Genomic DNA, 23,555 nt, shown 5'->3' with positions numbered 1-23,555 from the left:
TGACCATGGAAACTCATACGCATACACGGAAAACCATCGTGCGCCTGCTCTCCAGCATGGGCAGCGCGAAGGAAATCCAGCAATACCTCAAGCGCTTCTCCGAACTGGATTCCAAACGCTTCGCCGTGGTGAAGGTCGGCGGCGCGGTGCTGCGCGACGAGCTGCAGGATCTCGCTTCCTCACTCACCTTCCTGCAGCAGGTCGGCCTCACGCCCATCGTGCTCCACGGTGCCGGACCGCAGCTGGACGAGGAGCTGTCTGCCGCCGGTATCGTCAAGCAGACGGTGAACGGCCTGCGCGTCACTTCACCGAAGGCGCTGGGCATCGTGCGCAAGGTGTTCATGCAGCAGAACCTCAAGCTGGTCGAGGCGCTGCAGGCGATGGACACGCGCGCCACCGCCGTGCCTTCGGGCGTGTTCATGGCCAGCTACCTCGATCGCGATCAGCTCGGCATGGTGGGCAAGGTGGAGGGCATCAACCTCGCGCCGATCGAGGCCAGCCTGCGCGCCAACTCGATCCCGGTGATCGCCAGCCTGGGCGAAACCGATGAAGGGCAGATCCTCAACATCAACGCCGACGTCGCCGCCAACGAACTGGTGCGCGTGTTGCAGCCGTACAAGATCGTGTTCCTCACCGGCACCGGCGGCCTGCTCGATGGCGAGGGCAAGCTGATCGACTCGATCAATCTCAGCACCGAGTACGAACACCTGATGGCGCAGCCGTGGATTAACGGTGGCATGCGCCTGAAGATCGAGCAGATCGCCGACCTGCTGAACAGCCTGCCGCTCACCTCGTCGGTGTCGATCACGCGCCCCGCCGAGCTGGCCAAGGAGCTGTTCACCCACAAGGGTTCGGGCACGCTCGTGCGGCGCGGCGAGAAGGTGCTGCGCTTCGAGTCGTGGGACGGCATCGACCGGGTGCGCATGCGCGAGCTGATCGAGTCCAGCTTTGGCCGCACCCTGGTGCCGGACTACTTCGAACGCACTAGGCCTTACCGCATCTATGTGAGCGAGAACTATCGCGCGGCGATGATCCTGACCGAGGAAGACGGCCTGCCGTACCTCGACAAGTTCGCCGTGCTCGACGACGCTCAGGGCGAAGGGCTGGGCCGCGCCGTGTGGCAGGTGATGCGCGAGGAAAATCCGCAATTGTTCTGGCGCTCGCGCCACCACAACCAGGTCAACATCTTCTACTACGCCGAATCCGACGGCTGCCTCAAGCAGCCGCGCTGGAAGGTGTTCTGGTACGGCCTGGACAGCAACTTCGACACCATCGCACGCTGCGTGGCGCATTGCGCGCAACGCCAACCTACCCTGGTGGACCCATGATGACCGATACCGACCTGCCGCTGGCCTGGCGCGATACTCCCTCGATGGCGGGGCGATACGTTTCCCTCGTTCCGTTGGAGGCGACGCACCTCGAGGGGCTGCGCAAGGCGCGCGACCATGCGGGACTCGACGGCCTGTGGTTCACCAATACGCCTTCGATGGACGACATGCCTTCCTATCTGGACGCCGCGCTGCAGGCGCGCGACGAAGGCAAGGTGCTGCCGTTCGCCGTGCTCGACCCGCACGGCGAGCTGGTGGGCACCACGCGGTTCTACGGCCTGGAACCGTCGGTGCCGCGGATCAGCATCGGCTACACCTGGTACGCGCCGCGCGTGCAGCGTACGGGCGCCAACACCGAGACCAAGTTGCTGCTGCTCGGTTACGCCTTCGACACGCTGGGCAGCATTTGCGTGAACCTGGAGACCAGCACGCTCAACGCTCGCTCGCGAGCCGCCATCGCAAGGTTGGGCGCGAAGCAGGATGGCATCCTTCGCAACCACAAGCGCCATGCCGACGGCAGTCCGCGTGACACGGTGATGTTCTCGATCATCGACGGCGAGTGGCCCGAGGTGAAACGCAATCTGCGGGCGAAACTGCAGCAGCACGGAAACGCATGACATGAACAGGAAAACCATCGGCATCGTCGGCGCACGCGGCCACACCGGGGCGGAACTGATCCGCCTGATCGCGGCGCACCCGTCGCTGGAGCTGCGCTTCGTCTCCTCTCGCGAGCTGGACGGCCAGCGCGTCAGCGAACACAGCGATGCCTACGCGGGCGAGCTGCGCTACGAGAACCTCGATTCCGCTGCCGTGGCTGCCAAGCACGCCGACGTGGTGATCCTTGCGTTGCCCAACGGCAAGGCCGCACCTTACGTGGAAGCCATCGACAAGGATGCGCCGGACACGGTGGTGGTCGACCTCTCCGCCGACTACCGGTTCGACAAGGCGTGGTACTACGGCCTACCCGAACTCACCCGCCACAAGTGGCGCGGCGACGGTACCTATCAAAGCCGGCGCATCAGCAACCCCGGTTGCTACGCCACGGCGATGCAGCTTTCCATCGCGCCGCTGAAGGAGCTGCTGGCCGCGCCGCCGGTGTGTTTCGGCGTGTCCGGCTATTCCGGCGCGGGCACCACGCCCTCGGACAAGAACGATCCGGAAAAGCTGCGCGACAACCTGATGCCGTATTCGCTCACCGGCCACACGCACGAGAAGGAGGCCAGCTTTCAGCTCGGCCTGCCGGTGGAGTTCATGCCGCACGTGGCGCCGCATTTCCGCGGCCTTACCGTCACCACCAACCTCTACCTTGCCAAGCCGCTGAAGCGCGAGGAGGTGCTGGCGCGCTTCCGTCACGCCTACGCGGGCGAGCCGCTGGTGCAGGTGCTGGATGAGGCGCCGTGGGTGAGCCGCATTGCGCATCGGCACCACGTCGAGATCGGCGGCTTCGCGCTGTCGGCCGACGGCAAGCGCGTGGTGGTGGTCGCGACGCTGGACAACCTGTTGAAGGGCGCGGCCACCCAGGCCATGCAGAACGTCAACCGCGCCATAGGCAGCCCGGAGCTGGCCGGCATTCCGCTGGACGTCGCCGCACGACCGTGAAGCGGCATGCCGCCGCTTCCGCCGTCGTTCGCCACGTTCCTCCGGAGTTCCCGCCATGCGTCTTTCGCATTATCTGTTGCCCACCCTCAAGGAGAATCCTGCCGAAGCGCAGATCGCCTCGCACCGGCTGATGCTGCGCGCCGGCCTGATCCGGCAGGAAGCCGCCGGCATCTATGCCTGGCTGCCGCTGGGGTTGCGCGTGCTGCGCAACATAGAACGCATCGTGCGCGAGGAGATGGATCGCGCCGGTGCGGTCGAGCTGCTGATGCCCACGCTGCAGCTGGCCGAGCTGTGGCGGGAGAGCGGCCGCTACGACGCCTACGGTCCGGAGATGCTGCGCATCCGCGATCGCCATGAGCGCGAGCTGCTGTACGGGCCAACCAACGAGGAAATGGTCACGGAGATCTTCCGTGCCTGCGTGCATTCCTGGCGCAACCTGCCGCTGACCCTGTACCAGGTGCAGTGGAAGTTCCGCGACGAGCAGCGGCCGCGCTTCGGCGTGATGCGCGGCCGCGAGTTCCTGATGAAGGACGCCTATTCGTTCGATCTCGACGAGGCGGCCGCGCGGCGCTCGTACCAGCGCATGTTCGTCGCCTACCTGCGCATGTTCGCGCGCATGGGCCTGCGCGCGATCCCGATGCGTGCCGAGACCGGGCCGATCGGCGGCGACCTGTCGCACGAGTTCATCGTGCTGGCGCAGACCGGCGAGTCGGCGGTGTACTGCGACCAGGCATTGTTGCAATTGCCGGTGCCGGGCGAAGACGTGGACTATGCGGGCGATCTGTCGCCGTTGATCGCGCAGTGGACCGGCCCCTACGCGGCCACCGAGGATGTGCACGACGCGGCGCGCTTCGAGCACGAGGTGCCGGAGACACGGCGCGTGTTGGCGCGCGGCATCGAAGTCGGCCAGATCTTCTACTACGGCACCAAGTACGCGCTGCCCATGAAGGCGCACGTGACCGGCCCGGACGGGGCCGAGCGGCCGGTCCACGGCGGCTGCTACGGCGTGGGCGTGTCGCGCCTGCTCGGTGCGATCATCGAAGCCGGCCATGACGGGCAGGGCATCGTCTGGCCCGAAGCCGTGGCGCCGTATCGCGTGGGGCTGGTCAACCTCAAGATCGGCGACGCGCGTACCGACGCGGCCTGCGCGATGCTGCAGGAACGCCTGGCGCAGGCCGGCACCGAAGTGCTGTACGACGATACCGACGAGCGCCCTGGCGCCAAGTTCGCCCGGATGGATCTGATCGGCCTGCCCTGGCAGCTGATCGTGGGGCCGCGCGGACTGGAAGCCGGCACGGTCGAGCTGAAGCACCGGGCCAGCGGCGAGCGCCGCGAACTCACGGCGGAGGCCGCGCTGCAAGCGCTGGCCGCGCCACACCCTTTCGATACCGACCAGACAGGCAGGCAATCACCATGAGCGATCTTTTGTGGCAGAAGGCGGGCGTTGCGACCAACGAACGCATCATGCGTTTCCTAGCCGGCGACGACGTCGTGCTCGACCGCGAGTTCTTCCTGCACGACATCGCCGCCAGCAAGGCGCACGTGGAAGGCCTGGCGCACATCGGCGTGGTGAGCGCCGACGAAGCAGCCGCGCTGAAGCGCGAGCTGGATGTGTTGGCGGAGGATTTCAAAGGCGGAGCCTTCGTGCTGGACGAACGCTACGAGGACGGCCACTCCGCCATCGAGGCGCGCCTCACCGAGCGGCTGGGCGACGCCGGGCGTCGCGTGCACACCGGGCGCAGCCGCAACGACCAGATCCTGGTCGCCACGCGGCTGTGGCTGAAGGAAAAGCTCGAGGCGCTGGAAACGCATTGCCGCGCCATTGCCGAAGTGTGCCTGCAGCGTGCCGCGCAGCCGGCCATCCCGCTGCCGGGCTACACCCACCTGCAGCGCGCAGTGGTGTCGTCCACCGGTATGTGGTTCGCGGGTTTCGCCGAGGGCTTCATCGACAACGCCTTCCGCGCCCGCGGCACGCGCGAGCTGGTCGACGCGAATCCGCTCGGCACCGCCGCCGGCTACGGCGTGAACCTGCCGCTGGACCGCGCGCACACCACCGCCGCGCTCGGCTTCGGGCGCATGCAGGTGTCGCCGATCTACGCCCAGCTCTCGCGCGGCAAGTACGAGATCGCGGTGCTGGAAGCGATCGGCGCGGCGATGCTGGACGTGCGCCGCATGGCCTGGGACCTGTCGCTGTTCACCACCGCCGAATTCGATTTCGTGAAGCTGCCGGGCGAGTACACCACCGGCAGTTCGATCATGCCGAACAAGCGCAACCCTGACGTGGTGGAGCTGTTGCGCGCCAGCTACGCCAGCGTGGCGGCGGCGCGCACCGAGATCGAGCAGCTGCTGTCGCTGCCCTCGGGCTACCAGCGCGACCTGCAGTTCTCGAAGGGATCGATCTTCCACGGCGTGCGCCACGGCTTGATGGCGCTGGAGCTGGTGCCTGACCTGCTGGCGCGGCTGCAATGGAACGAAGCCGCGATGCGCGCCGCGATCGAGCCGGCGATGTACGCCACCGACGTGGCCATCGAACAAGCCGCCGCAGGCGTGCCGTTCCGCGATGCCTACCGTGCCGCCGCCGAGACGGCGGCCTCGGCGGGGCAAGGGCGCACGCCCGAGTCCAGCCTTGCGCAACGCGTTTCGCCGGGATCCGGCAACGACCTTCGCCTGCATGAATTGCATGCTAGGCTTGGACGTCTGGACGTCTAAACGGAGATGGTCATGTCGGTGGTCGGTACGCGCAATGCCGAGCATTATCGCTGGGGACAAGGCTGCGATGGCTGGCACCTGCTGGCAGGTGGCGACCTCAGCGTGATCGAGGAACGCATGCCGCCCGGGACGGCCGAGTTGCGTCACCGCCACATACACGCGCGGCAGTTCTTCTACGTGCTGGAAGGCGAGGCCGTGCTGGAGCTGGAAGGTGCCCCGCACCGGCTGAACCGCGGCGAAGGCCTGCACGTGCCGCCCGGCGTGGCGCACCAGATGCGTAACGACAGCGACGCAGACACGCGCTTCTTGGTGGTCTCGTCGCCGAAAAGCCACGGCGACCGCGTCGCCACGCCGCTGGGGGCAGGCGCGTGAGCGCGCACCTGCCGGAACAGGCGCTGCCCGGCTGGCGATGCGCCGTGCTTAAGGTCGGCAGCAACCTGCTGGCCGCGGACGGCGGCGGCTTGACCGATCGCTATGCCTTGGCACTTGCCGGTTTCATCAACGCCAGCCACGTCGCAGGACGGAAAGTGGTGCTGGTGTCCTCCGGCGCGGTGGCCGCGGGGCGTGCCCTGTTGCGCGAGCATGCGCCGGCCGCGGGCGACCTCGCGGCACGGCAGGCGCTGGCTGCACTGGGACAGGCACCGATGATCGCCTTGTGGCAGTCGCTTTCCGCGCGCCCGGTGGCGCAGGTGCTGCTCACCCACGACGACTTGCGCAACCGCCGCCGCTACCTCAACGCGCGCAGCACGCTGCGCGGACTGCTGGCGCTGGACGTGCTGCCGGTGGTGAACGAAAACGACACGGTGGCGGTGGACGAACTGAAGCTCGGCGACAACGACAATCTCGCCGCCATCGTCGCGGCGCTGGTCGATGCCGACCTGCTGCTGATCGCCTCGGACATCGATGCGCTGTACAGCGCCGATCCGCGTCGCGATCCGCAGGCGGCACCGATCGCCCGCGTGGGGGCGTTGACGCCCGAGGTGCTGGCGATGGCGGGGGGCAGCGGCAGCGTGGTCGGTACCGGCGGCATGCGCACCAAATTGGAAGCGGCGAGCAAGGCTGCCGCTGCGGGCATCCCCACCGTGCTGTTCGGCGGGCGCGATGCGGTGACGGTGGAGGCGCTGGGCCGCGATCGCCTGCGCGGCACCCTGATCGATGCCGCCGCGACGCGCATGCAGGCACGCAAATACTGGCTGCGCCACGCACCGGCCGCAGCGGGGTGCATCAGCGTGGATGCCGGCGCGGCGCACGCGCTGGCGGGTGGTCGCGCGTCGCTGCTGCCGGGCGGCATCGCCGGTGCGCAGGGCGAATTCCAGCGCGGTGACCTGGTGGAGATCGTGGATGCCGGCGGCAAGGCGGTGGCGCGCGGTCTTTGCCAATACGCCGCGGGCGAAGTGCGTCGGCTCGCCGGGAGGCACAGCCGCGACATCGAGGCGGTGCTGGGTTACAGCTACGGCAGCGAGGTGGTGCACCGCGACGACCTCGTCGCGCTTGAAACCGCGGGAGGCATGACGGTATGAGCGAGATACGTTCCCTGGCACAGGCCTGCCGCGATGCGGTGCCGGCGATGGCCGGGCTAGACACCGATACCAAGGCGGCGTTGCTGCGCGACATGGCGGCTGCCCTGGAAGCCCGTTCCGCCGATGTGCTCGCCGCAAACGCGCAGGACATGGCGCAGGCCGCCGCCAAGGGCGTGCAGGGCGCGATGCTGGATCGCCTGCGGCTGGACGAAGCGCGCGTAGCGGCCATCGCCAACGCCTTGCGCGAAGTGGCCGAGCTGCCCGACCCGGTCGGCCAGGTGACGCGTCGCGAGACGCGCCCGAACGGTCTTGCGGTGGAGCGCGTGCGCATCCCGCTGGGCGTGGTGGCGATGATCTACGAGGCACGCCCCAACGTCACCGCCGATGCTGCGGCGCTGTGCCTGAAGGCCGGCAATGCGGTGATCCTGCGCGGCGGTTCCGAGGCCATCCATTCCAACACCGCCATCGCCGCGGCCCTGCACGATGCCTTGCGCGCGCATGGCCTGCCGACGGCGGCGGTGACGCTGATGGAGGACCTGCGCCGCGAGGCCATGGTCGAGCTGCTGCAGTTGGCCGACCTCGTCGACCTCGCCATTCCGCGTGGCGGCGAGGGATTGATCCGCTTCGTCGCCGAGCACGCGCGCGTGCCGGTCATCAAGCACTACAAGGGTGTCTGCCATCTCTACGTGGACCGCGCGGCCGACCTCGACCTGGCGCTGGATCTGCTGGTCGACGGCAAGACCTCGCGCCCCGGCGTGTGCAATGCGCTGGAGACCCTGCTGGTGCATCGCGACGTGGCGGTCGATTTCCTGCAGCGCGCCGCGCTTACGTTGCGCGAACGCGGTGTGGAACTGCGCGGTGATGCGCGTACGTGCGAACTGGTGCCCGATGCGAAACCCGCCATCGAGGACGACTACGCCGCCGAGTTCCTCGACCTGATCCTGGCTGTGCGCACGGTGGACAGCTTGGACGAGGCCATCGCGCACATCCGCCGCTACGGCTCCGACCACACCGAGGTCATCGCCACCCGCGACGAAGCCGCCGCGCAACATTTCGTGCAGGCGATGCGCTCGGCGGTGGTGATGGTCAACGCCTCCTCGCGTTTCAGCGACGGCGGCGAGCTGGGGCTGGGTGCCGAGATCGGCATCTCCACCACGCGGTTGCACGCCTACGGCCCGATGGGCGCGGAGGCCCTCACCATCGAACGTTTCGTGGTGCGTGGCGAAGGGCAGGTCAGGCACGCGCAGAGCCGCGTGCGGTAACGCCATGCATGCGGAAGCGGCGACGCTCCCGCATGCACGAAAGCAGGTCAGTAGCCTGCGGCCAGACCGGCAGGCGTTCTGGGGTCGCTGGCGCCTTCCCGGAGTCCGGTGCGGGGATCGATAAGGATGGCCTCGTCATCGCCGATCCCCTTGCGCATCTCGAACTGGTAGCCCATGGCCTCCAGGGCCTTGCGGGTCTGCGGTGTCACCAGCCCGGGCTCGATGTAGACGACGTCGGGATACCATTGATGGTGCATACGCGGCGCGTCGATCGCCTGCTGCACGTTCATGCCGAAATCGATCACGTTGACGATGCTTTCCATCGTGGTCGAGATGATCGTCGCGCTGCCGGGGCTGCCGGTCAGCAGGAACGGCTTGCCGTCGCGCAGCACGATGGTGGGCGTCATCGAACTCAGCGGGCGCTTGCCGGGTTCGACCTGGTTGACCACGCCCTGCACCAGGCCGGCGCCGTTCGCCACGCCGGGCTTGCCGGTGAGGTCGTCCATCTCGTCGTTGAGGAAGAAGCCGGTGTCGCCGGCGATCTGGCGGATGCCGAACAGGTAGTTGATGGTGTAGGTCACCGCGACGGCGTTGCCGTCCTTGTCGATCACCGAGTAGTGCGTCGTGTGGGTGCCCTCGGGCTGCCCCAGGCTGCCCTTGATATCGGACGAAGGCGTGGCCTTGTCGGGCTGGATGCCGGCCCTGATTTCGGCCAGGTGGCCGGCGGAAAGCAGCCGGTCGACTGGGTTGTGCGCGAAGGCCGGATCGCCGAGGTAGGTATTGCGGTCGGCGAAGGCACGACGCTCTGCTTCGACCAGGTAGTGCAGGCTTTTGACCGACCCATAGCCCCATTGGCCGAGCGCATAGGGTTCGACCAGCTTGAGAATCATGCAGACGGTGACGCCGCCAGAACTGGGCGGCGGCGCTGAAACGATCGTGTAGCCACGGTAGTCGCACTGCACCGGCTTGTCCCATTGCACGGTGTAATCGGCGAAATCCTTCATCGAGAGGATGCCGTGGTTGGCCGCGCTCGCCTCGACCAGCTTGCGGGCGATCGACCCCTTGTAGAACGCATCGGTGCCGCCCTTTGCGATCTGCTCCAGCGTTTGCGCCAATTGCTTCTGCACCAGGCGCTGCCCGGCCACGTAGGGTTTGCCGTGGTCGAGGAAGATAGCCGCTACGTTCGGGTACTTGGCGAAATCCTCCGCGCTGTCGTCCAGGAAGTCCACGTCGCCCTGTTCGAGCACATAGCCTTCGTCGGCCAGCCGGATCGCCGGCGCGATGACCTGCTGCAGCGACATCGTGCCGTATTTCTTCAGCGCCTCATCCAGCCCCATCACCGTGCCCGGCACGCCTACGCCGAGATAGCTGTCCGTGCTGAGCCCTGGGATCACGTTGCCCTTGGCGTCCTGGAACATGGTCGGCGTGGCCTTCAGCGGGGCCTTTTCGCGGAAGTCCAGGAAGACGTTGCGGCCGTCCTTGAAATGGATGGTCATGAAGCCACCGCCGCCGATGTTGCCGCAGCAGGGATGCACCACGGCCTCGGCGTAGCCGACCGCCACCGCGGCGTCGATGGCGTTGCCGCCGCGCTTGAGTATGTCCAGCCCGACCATGGAGGCCAGGTGTTGCGCGCTGACCACCATGCCGTGTTTTGCGATGACCGGTTTCGCCTGCTTCAGCGCGGACTGGGTGGAGGCGGGCGCACTGGTCATTGCGACGGTTTGTGGCGGGTTTGCATCGCGCGCGTGCAATGGCAGGCAGCACGTGACGAACGCAGTCGCCAGGACGTGGCGTTGCCATTCCGGCAATACGCGACGCCTATGTCCCGCCTGGTCCGCTCCGCGTTGTGGCTGCGGTGTGCTGGTGTCGGACATCCGTTCAGTCTCCTCGCCATGTCGCAGCAGCATAGCCATGCGTGCGACGGCCACTCCAATGAAAAGACACGCAAGGGGCATAACCGGCGGTTGTGGGCACGCATGCCGCTCCCACCGATGGCTGGATTTCAGTTCATGCGTTCCGGCTTGCCGCGCTCAATCCGCCAATACGCCCGCATTGCGCAGGCGTTGGCGCAGGCCATCCAGTTTGTCGCCGTAACGCGCGCTGCGCGCGGTATCGCGGCGCATGGGTTGCCGCACTTGCGCGGCACTGGGCGAGCTCAGCACGGCACGCGAGGTTTTGTGGAAGTCCAGGCAGGCCGAATCGAACGGCAGGCCACAGAAATCCAGCAGGCGGCGGATGGTCGGCTCGGGCTCGGCGGTCAGCGTCTCGTATTCGAGATCGAACACCTGGCCCGGGTAACGCTCCAGCCAGAAGCGCGTCAGGCGGATGAAGTCGATGCAGTAGTCGGCCATCTCGTCGAGATCGCAGGTGAAGCTGCTCTGCTCGGTGAAGAGCTGGCGGAAGCACGCCAGGCAGGTTTCCAGCGGATCGCGTCGCACCACCACCACGCGTGCCGACGGCAGCATCGCCAGCGCGGCGCCCACGAGATACCAGGTCACCAGGCTCTTGTCAGTGAAGCGCGGCTTGGTCCTGCGCCACTGCGCAGTGCGCGCGAGGTATTCCTTGCCCAGGCGTTGCCAGTCCGTTGCGCTGGCGTGCGGCGTCCACAACGGGAATGCGGAGTGGCGGCGGCGCGTTTCCGCGTCGATTACCTGCGACAGGTCCTTGATCTCGTTCGCGCCCTCGACCTCGGGATGCGAGGCCAGGATCTGCTCGACCAGGGTGGAGCCGGAACGCGGCACGCTGACGATGAAGATGGCTTCGCGGCCCATTGCGGGATCCAGCGGCGCTGGCGTGTCGTGCGCAAAGATGCGTTGGATCGCCTCCACCCGTCTCCGTTCACCCGCGGCATCCCAGTGCACGCGCTTGCGTCGCGAGGCATTGGCTTGCCGGAACAAGTCGAAGGCCTGGGTGTAATCGCCCTGGTCCTCCAGGGCCTTGGCCAGCGAGAAACCCAGCAGTTCGTGGTGGCGGGGCGATTGCCCGCCACGCGCCAATGCCTGTCGCAGATGAGCTGCGTCGGAGGCGTCGAAGCGCACGGTATTGAGGTTGGACAGGCCGAACCACGCTTCGGCGTTGCCCGGATCGCGCCTGAGCACCTCGCGGAAGCCGGCCACCGCGGTATCGATCTGGCCCTGGCTGGCTTGCGCCTTGGCCAATGACAGGCGAGCAGGGAGATGCGCGGGCACGAGCTCGAGCGCGCGGCGCAGTGCGCCGATGGCTTCATTGGCGTGTGCCTGCCGCCAAAGCGCCTCACCCAGATTGAACCAGGCTGATGCAGAGGCAGGGTCCAATTCGCAGCCGCGCCGAAGGTGCGCCAAGGCTTCTTCGATCTCGCCGCGTTCGTGCAACGCGATGCCCAGCCCTACATGCAGGTCGGAGTCGTCGGGCCACACCGGCAGCACGCGCCGGAAACAGTCGACGGCCTTGGTCTGGTCGCCGCGGTGCTGAGCCATGACTCCGAGCATCCGCAATGCGTCCGCGTTGCCGGGGGCGAGCGCCAGCACCTGCTGGATAGAACGCTCTGCGGCATCAGGTTGCCGTTGCTGCCATTCCGCGCGCGCCCGTGCCAGCAACTGGACGACTGCGTGAGGCGGGGACGAGGGATGCGTGGTTTCGCTGCTCATGCCACCAAGCTACACAAGTCGTCCGCGGGCTGCAAAAAATCGCCAGGAGCGATGTTCGACATCAAAAAATGCGCCGGGCAAGTGCCCGGCGCGTGGGGAGGCCATGCATGGCTCAGAAATCGTAGGCAACCGAAAGACGCACGTAGCGTGGGTTGTACGTGTCCTGCACGCGGCCGTAGTCCGGGTTGGGCGTGGAGGTGGTGCTGTAGAAGTCGTTGTAGAAGATCGTCGTCTGGTCGTTGAGCACGTTGAACACTGCGAGATTGAAGTCGAGCTTCTGTTGTGCCCACTTCGGCTTGTAGTCCAGGCTGAGGTCGACGTCATGCACCCACGGGGTGTAGCCGAGCGAACCAGGTGGTACAGGGATGCCGCCGCACCAATAATAGGTGTGCGAACCGTGCAGGGGTTCCTGGGTTGGACCATAGCCGCCGCGGCACATCACCGGCGTGCCCGAGGTGATGTACAGGTTGGCGCCGACCGTCCATTCCGGCGTGAGCGCATAGGAGCCGAAGATCTTGAACTGGTGCGGGCGATTGTTCGGAAGCACGCCACCTGAATACTGCATTCGCTCCGGGAAGTCCCAGGCGGTGGTGATGGATTCGTATGAGCCGCCCTGTTGCGAATACGTACTCACCGGACCTTCGTCATTGCCCCAGTTGCGCGAGAATACGTAATCGAACTTGGCGAACCACTTGCCGTCCCATGCGTGTTCCAGCGACAGGTCCAGCGAGTAGTAGCGCCGCTCCGGCCCCTTCGGGAAGCCCTGGTCGGCGCCGGTGAGCGTCACTGGCACGGCGGCACCGTTGGGTGACAGCATCCAGATATCATTGGTTACGCCGGGGTTGATCAGCACCAGGCTCTGCGCGTAATTGGAGCAGTTTTGCGGCGTCATCCACGAGTAGCCCTGCGCACGGCCGGCCGCGCATTCGATCTGCTCGTCGTCGAAGTCGTCGATGATGCGGTTCATGCGCTGGTAGGTGCCGGTGGCGCTGAACACCCAGTTCGTGCCCAACATGTTGAACTGCTGCTGCAGGCCCAGCACGTAGTTGTCGGAGAACTCGGCCTTGGCATTGCTCGCGGCAGAGAGGCGCGGATCCTTGGCCTGGCCGTATTCGCTGTCGATCGACACACCCGTAGACGGATTCTGCGGCAGCGGCGTGAAACCGGTCGGCACACCGGTCACCGGATCGATGCCGGTGTAAGTGCCGTAGATGCCGGCATTCGTCACCGGGGCGGCAATGGACAAGGCCACATTGGTCGGCAGTGATAGGTAGTAGCGGCCGGCATTGCCGAACACCTTCAGCGATGCATCGCCGTGCACGTCCCAGCTGAAGCCCAGACGCGGTGCCCATTGCGGCTTGGTTTCTCGGATGTAGGGCACGCCGGAGGCATCGTAGTTCACGAACTGGTCGTTGCGTATGCCGAGGTTGAGCAGCAGGTTCGGGGTGACCTGCCAGTTGTCCATGATGTATTGCGCACGCTGCGTCACGCGTACGGTGGCGGCGCTGATGTCGGTGTGCTTTTGTACGTAATAGCAGGTCTGGCCGGCGCACTGGGTGGAGGGGGCGACATAGGGCGGAGTGTTTGGATTGGTGCCGAACACGGGCTGGCCAGCCGTGCTTTCGCCATATATCCACTGGTAACCCGGGCCGGTGTCTACGGAACCGTCGTCGATATCGTAGGAGGTGATGTTGTCGATACCGACCTGGAAGTCATGATTGCCCAGCTTCCAGTCGAGGCTGAGGCGGTAGTTGGTGATCGACTCGCGATGGTCGGGGTCGTTGAGTGTCGAGTTGAACTGCGAGTTTGAGACCCCGCCCGGTGGGACGAAAGCCGGATCTTGCATGGATGCGTAAGCGACGTGCGGCAATGTGGGGTTGTAGCCCGGCTGCACGGAATAGTACTGGCCGTGCATCTTGCCGAAGGTGGCATTCAGCGTGAGGTCGTCGGTGATGTAGGAGGTGTAGTTCAGTACCCCCATCTTGAATACGTTCTTGGAACTTTGGTTGTAGCTGTTGAAGGCGCCGGTCTGCAATGTGTCGTAATCGAAGTTGTAGATCGAGCCTTGCATGCTGTGCGAGTTCTGCAGGTAACTTAGGGTCAGAACGTTGCTGTCGTTGATGTTCCAGTTCAATTTGCCGTAGAACTTCGGATCCTGCTCATTGGTTATGGTGGTGGTGGGACTGGAGCCGAATTCCGAGGTGTTGCGATACGTGCTGTCGTCCTTCTCTGCGCTCAGGAAGAAGAACAATTTGTCCTTGATGAGCGGGCCGCTAACGTAGGCGTCGTAGATCTTTTCCTCGGAGGTGTTGCCGTTGCGGTACACGGCCAAGTCGCCGGGCGAGTAGACCGGGTCGCCCGCCAGCAGCGGATTGGCGTAGTAGAGGTTTTCCGGGTCGGCACGCATGCTGGCTGGTTGCCACAGCGCGCGTACGCCGAAGTGCCAATCATTGGTGCCGCTCTTGCCGATCTGGTTGATCACGCCGCCGATGGAACGTCCATATCGGGCGTCGTAGCCGCTGATGTAGGTCTGCTGCTGGTCGATGGCGCCATAGGGCAGGGCGATGCCGCCTGAGCTGTTGAGAGCCTCGGTAGTGTTCATGCCATCGACGTAGTAAGCGTTCTCCGCCGTGGAGGCGCCGCCGAACACGTTCATCGGCGTGCCGAGCGGGCCGGTGCCGAGCTCGGGTGAGCCCATGTTGACGCCAGGCGCCAGCATGGCGATGTCTTCGGCATTGCGCGCCAGCGGCAGCTGCTGCAACTGCTTTGAGGTGATCGTGGTGACCTGGTTGGTGGTGGTCACGTCGATCGGCGGGGTGGTATTGGCCGTGACCCGGATTGAATTGAGGTTGACCGCGTTCGCGGGGCCGCCGGCGGCTGAGGTGAAATCGACCGCCACCGCACCTGCCGCCACCGGCGTGACGTCGGTGCGGGTCTGCACGACCTGACCGTTCTGCAGCAGCGATACCGTGTAGTTGCCCACCGGCAGGGTGATCGAATACCTGCCGGAATCGCTCACCGGAATGCTGCGATTGAAGCCGCTACCGCTGGTGATCTGGACGGTTTCGCCGGGTGCCACCGGCACCGTGCCGTAGATGGTGCCATTGGTCGCCTGCGCCCACGCCGTGCCTGCAGCGCCGCAGGCCAGCAGGCCTATGGCAAGGGGCAATGCCTTGCGCTTGAGAACGTTGTTACGGTGCATCACGCGCTGGGATTTGCCCTTCATGTATTCACTCCACTGTGGTGAAACGCGGGGTATCGCGACTGGATTCGCAAGCGGGTGCCATCGTCCGGACGATCCGCGCGCCCAGAATGGGCGGCGCGCGTGCGTGTCGTCGGATCGAATGCGGGCGTGGAGATGCCGAAACGTGGCGGCATCGCGGCAGGTCACGGCGCTGGCGTCCCCTGGGTTCGCCCTGCGTCTGGCAGCGATGCGCATCGAGCGGACATCCTCCATGCCCACAGTGCTGATCGAGCGTAGTCCGCGGCGAGCGAGAGCCGCCAATGAAAAGTCTTGGGACCGCCATAACTGCGGGTTATGCGTGTCGTTTGGCGCTTGAAAAATTTCTCGTCGTGCGCTTCATTCGCGATCTCTCGATCCAATCGAAGGCACGGGGAAACGCATGAAACGATGGCCATCACTGGTGGGCGCAGCTGCGCTCGCCGCATCTGCAGCCTGCGCGGCGCACGCCGACACGAACGCTCCTGCCAACGTCGTTGCATTGACGGTGACCCTGCCCAACCCGGCACAGAAAGTGTTTTACGTGCACGAGACGATGCCTGTCGCGCCGGGCAAGCTCACGCTGTACTACCCGAAGTACATTCCCGGGGACCATGCGCCCGACGGCCCCATTGGCGCGATGATGGGTCTGGAGATCAGCGCCGGTGGCAGGCGCATCGCGTGGCAGCGCGATCCCGTGGACATGTTCACTTTCCACCTGGATGTGCCGGCCGGAGTCGGCAGCATCGACATCCGTTTCCAGATCCCGGACACGGACCGGATCACGCCGAACCTGATGGATCTCACCTGGGATCACATGGCGCTGTACCGTGCAGGCGAGCCAACCAAGGATCAGCTGTTCCGGCCCACGCTGGAAATGCCGGCGACTTGGGGTTACGGCACGGCATTGGAGACCGACGCGCGCGATGGCGGACGCATCCGCTTCAAGCCCGTGCCGTTCAACACCCTGGTCGACTCGCCGGTGATCGCCGGCCAGTATTTCCGGCAGATCGACGTCACTCCGGCGGATTCCAGCGTGCATCGCTGGCTCGACCTGGTGGGCGACAGTGAGGCCGCGCTGCAGATCAAGCCCGAACAGCTTGAGGGTTACCGCAACCTGGTCGTGCAAGCGCAGAACCTGTTCCATTCGCACCACTACGCCAACTACCACTTCCTGCTGACGCTCAGCGACCACACTTCGGTCGGCGGCCTGGAGCACCACCAGTCCAGCGACGATCGCGCGCGCGGCGGTTCGCACATGTTCGCCGACCCCGAACACTTCATGCTCGACGGCTCGCTGCTGCCGCACGAATACACGCACTCGTGGAACGGGAAGTTCATGCGTCCAGCAGGCCTGTGGCAACCCGATTTCGAGCAGCCCGAGATCGCCGACGGGCTATGGGTGTACGAAGGTCTCACCGTCTACCTGGGCGATGCGCTGACCGCGCGCAGCGGCCTGTGGTCTGCACAGGACTGGCGCGATGCGCTGGCTTATCGCGCGGCGACGTTCGCGCATCGTCCGGGCCGCGAATGGCGGCCCTTGTCGGACACCACCCGGGCCGCGCAGCTCCTTTACGGCGGCGATCTTGGCTGGGTGAATTGGCGCCGTGGCACCGACTTCTACCGCGAAGGCCAACTGCTGTGGCTGGCCGTGGACACGAAGATCCGCGCGCTCAGCCACGACAAGCGCACCCTGGACGATTTCGCGCAACGCTTCTTCAGCAAGGACGACGGCAGCTACGTCACCCAGACCTACACCTCCGACGACGTCGTCGCCGCGTTGAACGCAGTGCAGCCCTGGGACTGGGCGAAATTCCTGCACGGCTGGATGGACGGCGTGGGCGACGAGGTGCCGCTGCTGTCCGGCATCGAGCAGAGCGGCTGGAAGCTGGTCTACACCGATACGCCTTCGCGCTACCAGAACGCCGTCGAGAACGTGGGCAAGAGCGAGTTCAGCGCGTCGGGTGTCGACGAGACGTTCTCGGTAGGCCTCTTCATCAACCACGACGGCAACATCATGGATGTGCTGTGGCAGGGGCCCGCCTTCAAGGCCGGACTCGCGCCGGAGATGAAACTGCAGGCGGTCGACGGGCATGCGTATACCCCGCGTGTCCTGCGTGACGCGATCGTGCGTGCGCAGAAGGACAAGCGGCCGATCCAGATCCAGGCGGAGATGGATGGGATCAGTCGGACGTATGCGGTGGATTACTTTGGCGGGCTGAGGTATCCGCATCTGGTGCGGGTGGCGGGGACGCCGGATTATTTGAGCGAAATACTGGCAGCGAAGCACTGAGGTAGCCGTTTTTATTTCCCTTCTTCCACTTGCGTGCGGGAGAGGGCATTGCTCTTTAAAGTCGTGTGGTTTCCGCAAGTAACAAAGCGGTTTCGAGCCGCTGCCGCGGCCCGAGCCACTTCTCTTTTGCGTGCCCAAAAGAGAAGTAGCCAAGAGAAAAGGGCACCCCGATGCGGCGCTCTCTGGGCATCCTGCCCTGCGAGTGCGTGAGGCGTGGCCGGGCTTTTCGGCCGGGCTTCCTGCCCGGTCGAAAAGGCGAGTCCATCCTTGGACTCGCCCGCTGCGCGGCCTGATCGTCCCCACCTCACCGCTGCATAGGGGCCCCGAAGAGCAGCGCGCTCCCTGCGCGCAGAAGCAACGGCCAGAGCAGAATCAAACCAAAGCAGAGCCAAGCTAAAGCAGAGCCAAGCTAAAGCGGGGCCAAGCTAAAGCCGGGCCAAGCTAAAGCCGGGCCAAGCTAAAGCCGGGCCAAGCTAAAGCCGGGCCAAGCTAAAGCCGGGCCAAGCTAAAGCCGGGCGAGGGACCAGCGTCTCTGCTCGTCATTCCGGCCTGCGCCGGAATGACGAGCAAGACATGCAGAGCGAAGCGGCCCAGGATCCAGCCCCCAGTTCCCAGATACGGCGAGGTGTGGCAGCTGTGCAGGACGTGTCGCCGCGAGTGGTTCCAACCTCCTCGACACAGCCTGCTCGTAGTTCCGGCGGATTGAACTAGGCCCTTTCTCTGGGTCACTTCTCTTGACTTCGGGCATCCTGCCCTCCGCCCTTCGGGCCGGCCCCGCCGTTCGCCATCGCTCCTGCGACGGCGTGAGCCAGCGAAGAAAAGAGAAGGGACTCGGGCGCCGGCAGGCGACCGAAACCGCTTTGTCCCTTGCGAATTAGGGGGCAGTCGATTCCGTTATCGAAGCTCGAAGCTCGGGACCTGGGGTTCTGAGCGTCGAACTTGGAGTTCAAAGCTCAGAGCCCGGCGCTCGGAGATCGAGACTCGAAGCTTCAAGCGCCAGGGCGCAAAGTCCAAGTCTCGCCCATCAATGCCACCCGTTGACGAACCCCGTAATGATGATCGCGTTGGTGAAATCGATCAGGAACGCCCCCACCACCGGCGCCACCAGAAACGCCCGCGGTGCCGGACCATAGCGCTCCGTCAGCGCACTCATGCAAGCCACCGCATTCGCGGTAGTACCCAGCATGAAGCCGGTGAATCCACTCGCCATCACGGCAGCGTCGTAGTCGCGTCCCATCAGCTGCAGCAGCGGCCAGCAGCAGAACGCCAGCACCAGGACCGATTGCACTGCCAGGTTCGCCAGCAGCGGCAGCGCCAGTCCGGCCAGGTCCCACAGGTGCAGGTTCATCAGCGCCACGACGAGGAACAGCGACAGCGCGGTGTTGCCGATCAGCTCCATGCCGCGCGTCGACAGGCCAAACCAGCCCAAGGCGTCGTCGATGTTGCGGATCACCGCCCCGACCAGCATGGCGCCGATGTAGCTTGGCAGGGTCACGCCGAGCCGGTTCAGGCCGCCGCTGATCCACGCGCCGATGCCCATCGCCAGCAGCATGAACACCAGGGTCTTCAGTCCTGCGTAGGCCGGGTCGATGACGCGCTCGGGTTCGGCGGACGTGATCGTCGCAGGCGCGTCCGCGCTGATATCGTCAACTGCAATGGCCGGGCGCAAGTTGAAGCGCTCGATCAGCATCGCCGCGATGGGCGAACCGAAAATGGAGCCGAGTACGATACCGGCCATTGCATTGGCCAGCGCCACGCTTTGCGCACCGTGCACGCCCACCTTTTCGAACAGCGGCGCGAAAGCCATCCCGGTGGCGGGTCCGCCCGCCAGCGTGACCGAGCCGGTGATCACGCCGAACAGCGGCGGCAGGCCGAAGGCCTTGGCCATGGCGATGCCCAGGAAGTTCTGCGCGATCGCCAGCACGCTGGCCAGGGTGAGAAACAGCAGGATCTGGCGGCCGCCGATCTTGAGCAGGCTTGCGCTGGCGTTGAAGCCGATGCCGGTGAAGAACGCGATCATCAGCGGTTGCTGCCACGCGGTGTCGAAGCGCAAGGGCGTGACGTTCCAGTGCCTGCACGCGAGCATGAACAGCGCCACCAGCAGGCCGCCGATCACGGGTGCCGGAATGCTGAAGCGCATCAACAGCGGCACGCGCCGCCGGATCATGTAACCGGCCAGCAGGAACACGCCGCCGCAGGCCAGGGTCTGGATCGAATCGAGGGTCAGCACGCTGGGTTGTCCCGGGCGGCGATCAGGCCACGAAAGGGCCACTATGCCGGATGTTCAATCGGGGAAGCACGCGACGAGGTTGTCCACGATGGCTTCGACACCCATGGTGACCGGATCCTGGCAGGGCAGCCCGAACAGTGCGGCGACCCGTTCGCACGCAGCCTGCGCATCCTGTGCAGGCATCTTCGAGGTGTTCAAGGCGATGCCCACGGGCTGCACGGCGGGGTTGGTCAGCCGCGCGGCGGCAAGGTTGGCTTCCATGCAGGCCACCAGATCCGGGAGCGGGTAGTGCGACAGTCCGCGCATGTGCCGCCGCGTCGGCTCGTGGCAGAGCACGATGGCGTCGGGTTGCGAACCGTGCAGCAGACCCAGCGACACCCCGGCGAAGGACGGATGGAACAGCGAGCCCTGGCCTTCGATCAGATCCCAGCCGTTGTCGTCGCGCGCGGGCGAAATCGCTTCGGCGGCACCGGAGATGAAGTCCGCCACCACGGCATCCACCGGGATGCCTGCGCCGGCGATCAGGATGCCGGTCTGTCCGGTGGCGCGGAAATCCGCGGCATGGCCACGCGCGCGCATTGAGCGCTCCAGTGCCAGCGTGGTGTACATCTTGCCGACCGAGCAGTCCGTGCCCACTGTCAGCAGGCGCCGGCCCGCGCGCGGCTTGCCGTTGCCTACCGGGATGTTCGGGCCGGCTGCGCGTGCATCGAACAGCGCGCGGCTGTTCCGGTGCGCAGCGGCCACGATGTCGGCGTTGTCGCGCAGCTTGTGGTGCAGGCCGGAGACCACGTTGAGTCCGGCGTCCAGGGCGGCAACGGCATCGGCGACGATCTCGGGGCCCATCACGCCGCCCGCGTTCGCCGCGCCGATCACCATGGTGTCGGCGCCCATGGCTTTGGCCTGGACAAAGCCGAGCTCAGGCAGCTCCAGGGTCACTTTGCAATCAGGGCGCCGATGCTGCCCGAGGCAATGCTCCGACCGCCAGAACGCCAGGCCGCGCGCAGTCTTGATCGACAGATCGTCGACGGCGCTGCCCAGATACAGCAGGTACGGCGGCCCCCAGCGGACTGCGGTTTCTGCACCTTGGTTCGACATGTGGGCACTCGCTCCAGAGTTTGTGGACTTCCGCCTCTCGCGGTGCGGCGAGCATAGTCAGCGGCCGATGTGCGTCGCCAATGAAAAGACGGGCAGATGGCATAACCGGCGGTTGTAGGTGTCGCGTAGTCTGCATGCAATGTGCATGCAGTTTGCCTGCAAAAACGTTATGTGTTGCACTCGAACGGAGCATGCCGGAAGCGGGACGGGGAGTGAGATGCGACTGCGCTACATCGAGTTGTTCCATGCCGTATTGAGCACCGGCAGCCTGACCGGCGCGGCGAACCTGCTGAACATCTCGCAGCCCGCCGCGAGCAAGGCTCTGCAGCAGGCCGAAAACCACCTGGGCTTTCCACTGTTCAGCCGGGTGCGCGGTCGCCTGCACCCCACGCAGCAGGCCTTGCTGATGCGTCATCACATCGACCGCATCATGCAGGAGATGTATGACCTGCAGCGCCTCTCGGCCAACATCACCCGGCCCGAGAGCCATCCGTTGCGGGTGACCTGCACGCCCACCCTGGCGCAGACCCTGGTGCCCGACGCGATCGCGCGGCTGGGCAAGGTCTACCCGGACACCAGCATCGAGCTGTATACCCAGCACTCGGCGGCGATGTGCGAGTCGCTGATGCTGCGCGAAAGCGACATCGGACTCACCCTGCAGGACATGAGCCATCACGGGCTGGTGCAGCAACCACTGTGCGACGGCAATATCATGGTGATCGCACCGCCGGGCTGGTGGCCGCAACGCGACCTTGCGAAGCCTTTGCCGATCAGCGCGCTTGCTGGCCAGCCGATGATCGGCATCACGGTGCAGGACGCGATGGGCAACATGCTGCACGGCCACCTTGCCGAAGTCGAACCCGCCCCGCGTGCACACGTCTGGGTGCAGACCTACCAGCTGGCCTGCTCGCTGGTTGCGCGCGGCGGCGGCCTGGCGCTGGTGGACCCCTTCACCGCGCGATGCAGCAAAGAGCCCTTGCAGACACGCCCGCTGAAACTGGAACTCGACGTCACCCTGCGTGCCGTCTATCGGCCGGACAGCCCGTTGAACGGTGTGCAGACACGCTTCCTTGATTATGTGCGTGACTTTGCGCAAGGGTTGCTTGCAGCCGGCGCGGCGTAGGATCTTGCTCGAAATCCCTTGGCACGGGTGCCAAGGAGGCGACTGTGATGTCGAGCTTGCGCGGATGGGTTCGAGCAGCCTTTGAACCATCTAAGGAAAGCGGCAGGGCCGCCGATATCAATGGCGGTGGGCCTCATGCAGCCAACGGGGGAGAAGCAACGTGGATATTGAAAGGTTCAAGAAGGAGCACGTGGACCTGCTTTCGGCCGTGACGCTCTTGCGTGAGCTGGTACAGCAGGGATGCAAGGAACACGCTGAGGCGATACATCGGCAACTGTCGGCAATGAGTTCGGCGATCAAGCTGCACCTTGCTGCGGAAGACCGGATGCTCTATCCGGCCCTGATGAGGGCGGCCGATCCGGCGATTGCGCAAACCGGGCAGAGATTCCAGGAAGAGATGGGCGGATTGGCCACCACCTACATGGCGTTTGCCACACGCTGGGGATTGGCCAACAAGATTGCCGCGGACCCGCAAGGTTTCAGGGACGACGCCAACGAAGTGTTCAAGGCGCTGCACCAGCGCGTGCAGCGGGAGAACAGGGAACTGTATCCGTTGGCGGAGCGCTTGTAGGCACGCCCGAATCGAGCTGGTGGCCTTATTGCTTAGGATGGCCGCTTGGCGTGAGGTTGCGTGCGGCCTGCCGGGTGGGCAATTTCTTGAGCGATGTGCCGACGCGCCTCCTCTGTTGCGCGTACCCGTTGGTGCGCGGGTTTTGGCGAAGTGCTCGCGGCGGCGCGCGTCAGGGGACACGCTCCGTCGCGACTTGTGCGCGGCCAGACTGACCGGACTGATAAGAGCCGTAGTAGCGGGACATCAGATACAGCGTGCAGAAGGGGAGCAGCAGGTATTTCGACGTGATGCAGAGTAGTTGGGAAACAAGCCCGTAGTTTCCGCTGATGCCGTCGCCGCCAAAGAACGAGAAGAACCAGAAGGCAGTCAATGTCACCAGGACGATGAAGTTGTTGCCGCAACCGCCGGTGATTTTTTGCTGGCAGAGCGGGAACGTCCTGCGGAAGAAGTGCTGGACGATGTAGAGCGAAGGCGCGGCGACGAACGGGAACAACGCCCACACGGACACATGCAGGCCTTCGGCAGCGAGCGCGATGTCGGCGTGCGTGGTGATCGCCCTGAGCGGGACGTAGCCCCATACGTTGCCGGCGCACATCAGAGAGAACCAGTAGGCGAACGCGATGCCGGGACGGTTTGTTCCAACGGCCGTTCGCCGGATCAGGCTGTAGACGATGAAGTACGCCAGCCCATTGCCGACAAAGGGACCGGCGAGGGCGATAAGCGCGGCATCGAGCCCGTGCCCACTGGCGAATATCGGCGGATAGTTGACGTTGTCGCCGACGTCGTCGAGGAAGAGGAAGTTGTAGAGCGTCGGGTGTCCGTAGTCGATCCCGAACGGCTTGCTCATCCAGCCGAGGCTCCATGCCGTCAGCGAATGGGAGTACTCGTGAGTAAGATAGGCGATGGCGTGGGTCACCAGCAGCAGGACGAATGAAACGACGCCGAAGCGGATGTTCTCGCCGGTGATCTTCCTTTCCAT

17 protein-coding genes are annotated in these 23,555 nt (G+C 65.3%); 11 read left to right on the top strand and 6 right to left on the bottom strand.

Features of this window, described 5'->3' with window-relative positions; genetic code table 11:
• Positions 1 to 5 precede the first annotated feature (5 nt).
• Genes IHE49_RS07885 through IHE49_RS07850 form a run of 8 tightly spaced genes read left to right on the top strand, consistent with a single transcriptional unit; the run spans position 6 to position 8,418 of the window.
• Entirely contained in the window at positions 6 to 1,328 is a 1,323-nt protein-coding gene (locus IHE49_RS07885; protein ID WP_192156566.1) for an acetylglutamate kinase, read from the top strand.
• On the top strand, positions 1,328 to 1,945 hold the full coding sequence (locus IHE49_RS07880; protein ID WP_192156564.1) for a GNAT family protein: 618 nt from the start codon (positions 1,328 to 1,330) through the stop codon (positions 1,943 to 1,945). The genes IHE49_RS07885 and IHE49_RS07880 overlap by 1 nt, the downstream gene beginning before the upstream one ends.
• 1 nt (position 1,946) lies before the next feature.
• Positions 1,947 to 2,927 (top strand): N-acetyl-gamma-glutamyl-phosphate reductase, encoded by a 981-nt coding sequence (argC, locus tag IHE49_RS07875; protein ID WP_192156562.1) that lies wholly within the window; start codon positions 1,947 to 1,949, stop codon positions 2,925 to 2,927.
• A gap of 55 nt (positions 2,928 to 2,982) precedes the next feature.
• Entirely contained in the window at positions 2,983 to 4,344 is a 1,362-nt protein-coding gene (proS, locus tag IHE49_RS07870; protein WP_192156560.1) for a proline--tRNA ligase, read from the top strand.
• A complete protein-coding gene (locus tag IHE49_RS07865; RefSeq protein WP_192156559.1) occupies positions 4,341 to 5,636 on the top strand; it encodes an argininosuccinate lyase in 1,296 nt (431 codons plus the stop codon). The genes proS and IHE49_RS07865 overlap by 4 nt, the downstream gene beginning before the upstream one ends.
• 12 nt (positions 5,637 to 5,648) lie before the next feature.
• Positions 5,649 to 6,008, top strand: coding sequence for a cupin domain-containing protein (locus IHE49_RS07860; protein WP_192156557.1), 360 nt, complete (start codon positions 5,649 to 5,651; stop codon positions 6,006 to 6,008).
• Complete coding sequence (proB, locus tag IHE49_RS07855) at positions 6,005 to 7,156, top strand: glutamate 5-kinase (protein WP_192156555.1); 1,152 nt, start codon at positions 6,005 to 6,007, stop codon at positions 7,154 to 7,156. Before IHE49_RS07860 ends, proB begins: the two co-directional genes overlap by 4 nt.
• On the top strand, positions 7,153 to 8,418 hold the full coding sequence (locus IHE49_RS07850) for a glutamate-5-semialdehyde dehydrogenase (RefSeq protein ID WP_192156553.1): 1,266 nt from the start codon (positions 7,153 to 7,155) through the stop codon (positions 8,416 to 8,418). Before proB ends, IHE49_RS07850 begins: the two co-directional genes overlap by 4 nt.
• A gap of 47 nt (positions 8,419 to 8,465) precedes the next feature.
• Here IHE49_RS07850 and ggt read toward each other — a convergent pair whose 3' ends face one another.
• The 3 genes from ggt to IHE49_RS07835 form a co-directional block, all read right to left on the bottom strand.
• On the bottom strand, positions 8,466 to 10,292 hold the full coding sequence (ggt, locus tag IHE49_RS07845; RefSeq protein WP_225578276.1) for a gamma-glutamyltransferase: 1,827 nt from the start codon (positions 10,290 to 10,292) through the stop codon (positions 8,466 to 8,468).
• Positions 10,293 to 10,448: 156 nt separating this feature from the next.
• The gene (locus tag IHE49_RS07840) at positions 10,449 to 12,044 is read right to left on the bottom strand and encodes a tetratricopeptide repeat-containing sulfotransferase family protein (protein WP_192156551.1); all 1,596 of its coding nucleotides are present in this window, start codon (positions 12,042 to 12,044) and stop codon (positions 10,449 to 10,451) included.
• Between the two features lie 112 nt (positions 12,045 to 12,156).
• Positions 12,157 to 15,270: a TonB-dependent receptor gene (locus tag IHE49_RS07835; protein ID WP_192156549.1), complete on the bottom strand. Its 3,114-nt coding sequence runs from the start codon at positions 15,268 to 15,270 to the stop codon at positions 12,157 to 12,159.
• Between the two features lie 397 nt (positions 15,271 to 15,667).
• On the opposite strand from IHE49_RS07835, the gene IHE49_RS07830 reads away from it, so the two are divergent.
• Positions 15,668 to 17,557, top strand: a complete 1,890-nt coding sequence (locus tag IHE49_RS07830) for a M61 family metallopeptidase (RefSeq protein ID WP_192156547.1) — start codon at positions 15,668 to 15,670, stop codon at positions 17,555 to 17,557.
• A 1,024-nt stretch (positions 17,558 to 18,581) separates the two neighbouring features.
• Here the strand turns inward: IHE49_RS07830 and gltS are convergent.
• Both gltS and dgcN read right to left on the bottom strand, forming a co-directional pair.
• Positions 18,582 to 19,787: a sodium/glutamate symporter gene (gene gltS / locus IHE49_RS07825; protein ID WP_192156545.1), complete on the bottom strand. Its 1,206-nt coding sequence runs from the start codon at positions 19,785 to 19,787 to the stop codon at positions 18,582 to 18,584.
• A gap of 54 nt (positions 19,788 to 19,841) precedes the next feature.
• On the bottom strand, positions 19,842 to 20,882 hold the full coding sequence (dgcN, locus tag IHE49_RS07820; RefSeq protein WP_192156543.1) for an N-acetyltransferase DgcN: 1,041 nt from the start codon (positions 20,880 to 20,882) through the stop codon (positions 19,842 to 19,844).
• A gap of 217 nt (positions 20,883 to 21,099) precedes the next feature.
• Here dgcN and IHE49_RS07815 point away from each other — a divergent pair, with 217 nt between their 5' ends.
• Entirely contained in the window at positions 21,100 to 22,005 is a 906-nt protein-coding gene (locus IHE49_RS07815; RefSeq protein WP_192156541.1) for a LysR substrate-binding domain-containing protein, read from the top strand.
• Positions 22,006 to 22,165: 160 nt separating this feature from the next.
• Positions 22,166 to 22,576, top strand: coding sequence for a hemerythrin domain-containing protein (locus tag IHE49_RS07810; RefSeq protein WP_192156539.1), 411 nt, complete (start codon positions 22,166 to 22,168; stop codon positions 22,574 to 22,576).
• Positions 22,577 to 22,745: 169 nt separating this feature from the next.
• On the opposite strand, the gene IHE49_RS07805 is transcribed toward IHE49_RS07810, so the two are convergent.
• Complete coding sequence (locus IHE49_RS07805) at positions 22,746 to 23,555, bottom strand: hypothetical protein (protein ID WP_192156537.1); 810 nt, start codon at positions 23,553 to 23,555, stop codon at positions 22,746 to 22,748.

This window comes from Rhodanobacter sp. 7MK24, assembly GCF_014842995.1.
Lineage (GTDB): Bacteria > Pseudomonadota > Gammaproteobacteria > Xanthomonadales > Rhodanobacteraceae > Rhodanobacter_A.
This window is presented reverse-complemented; position numbering and strand designations above follow the sequence as displayed.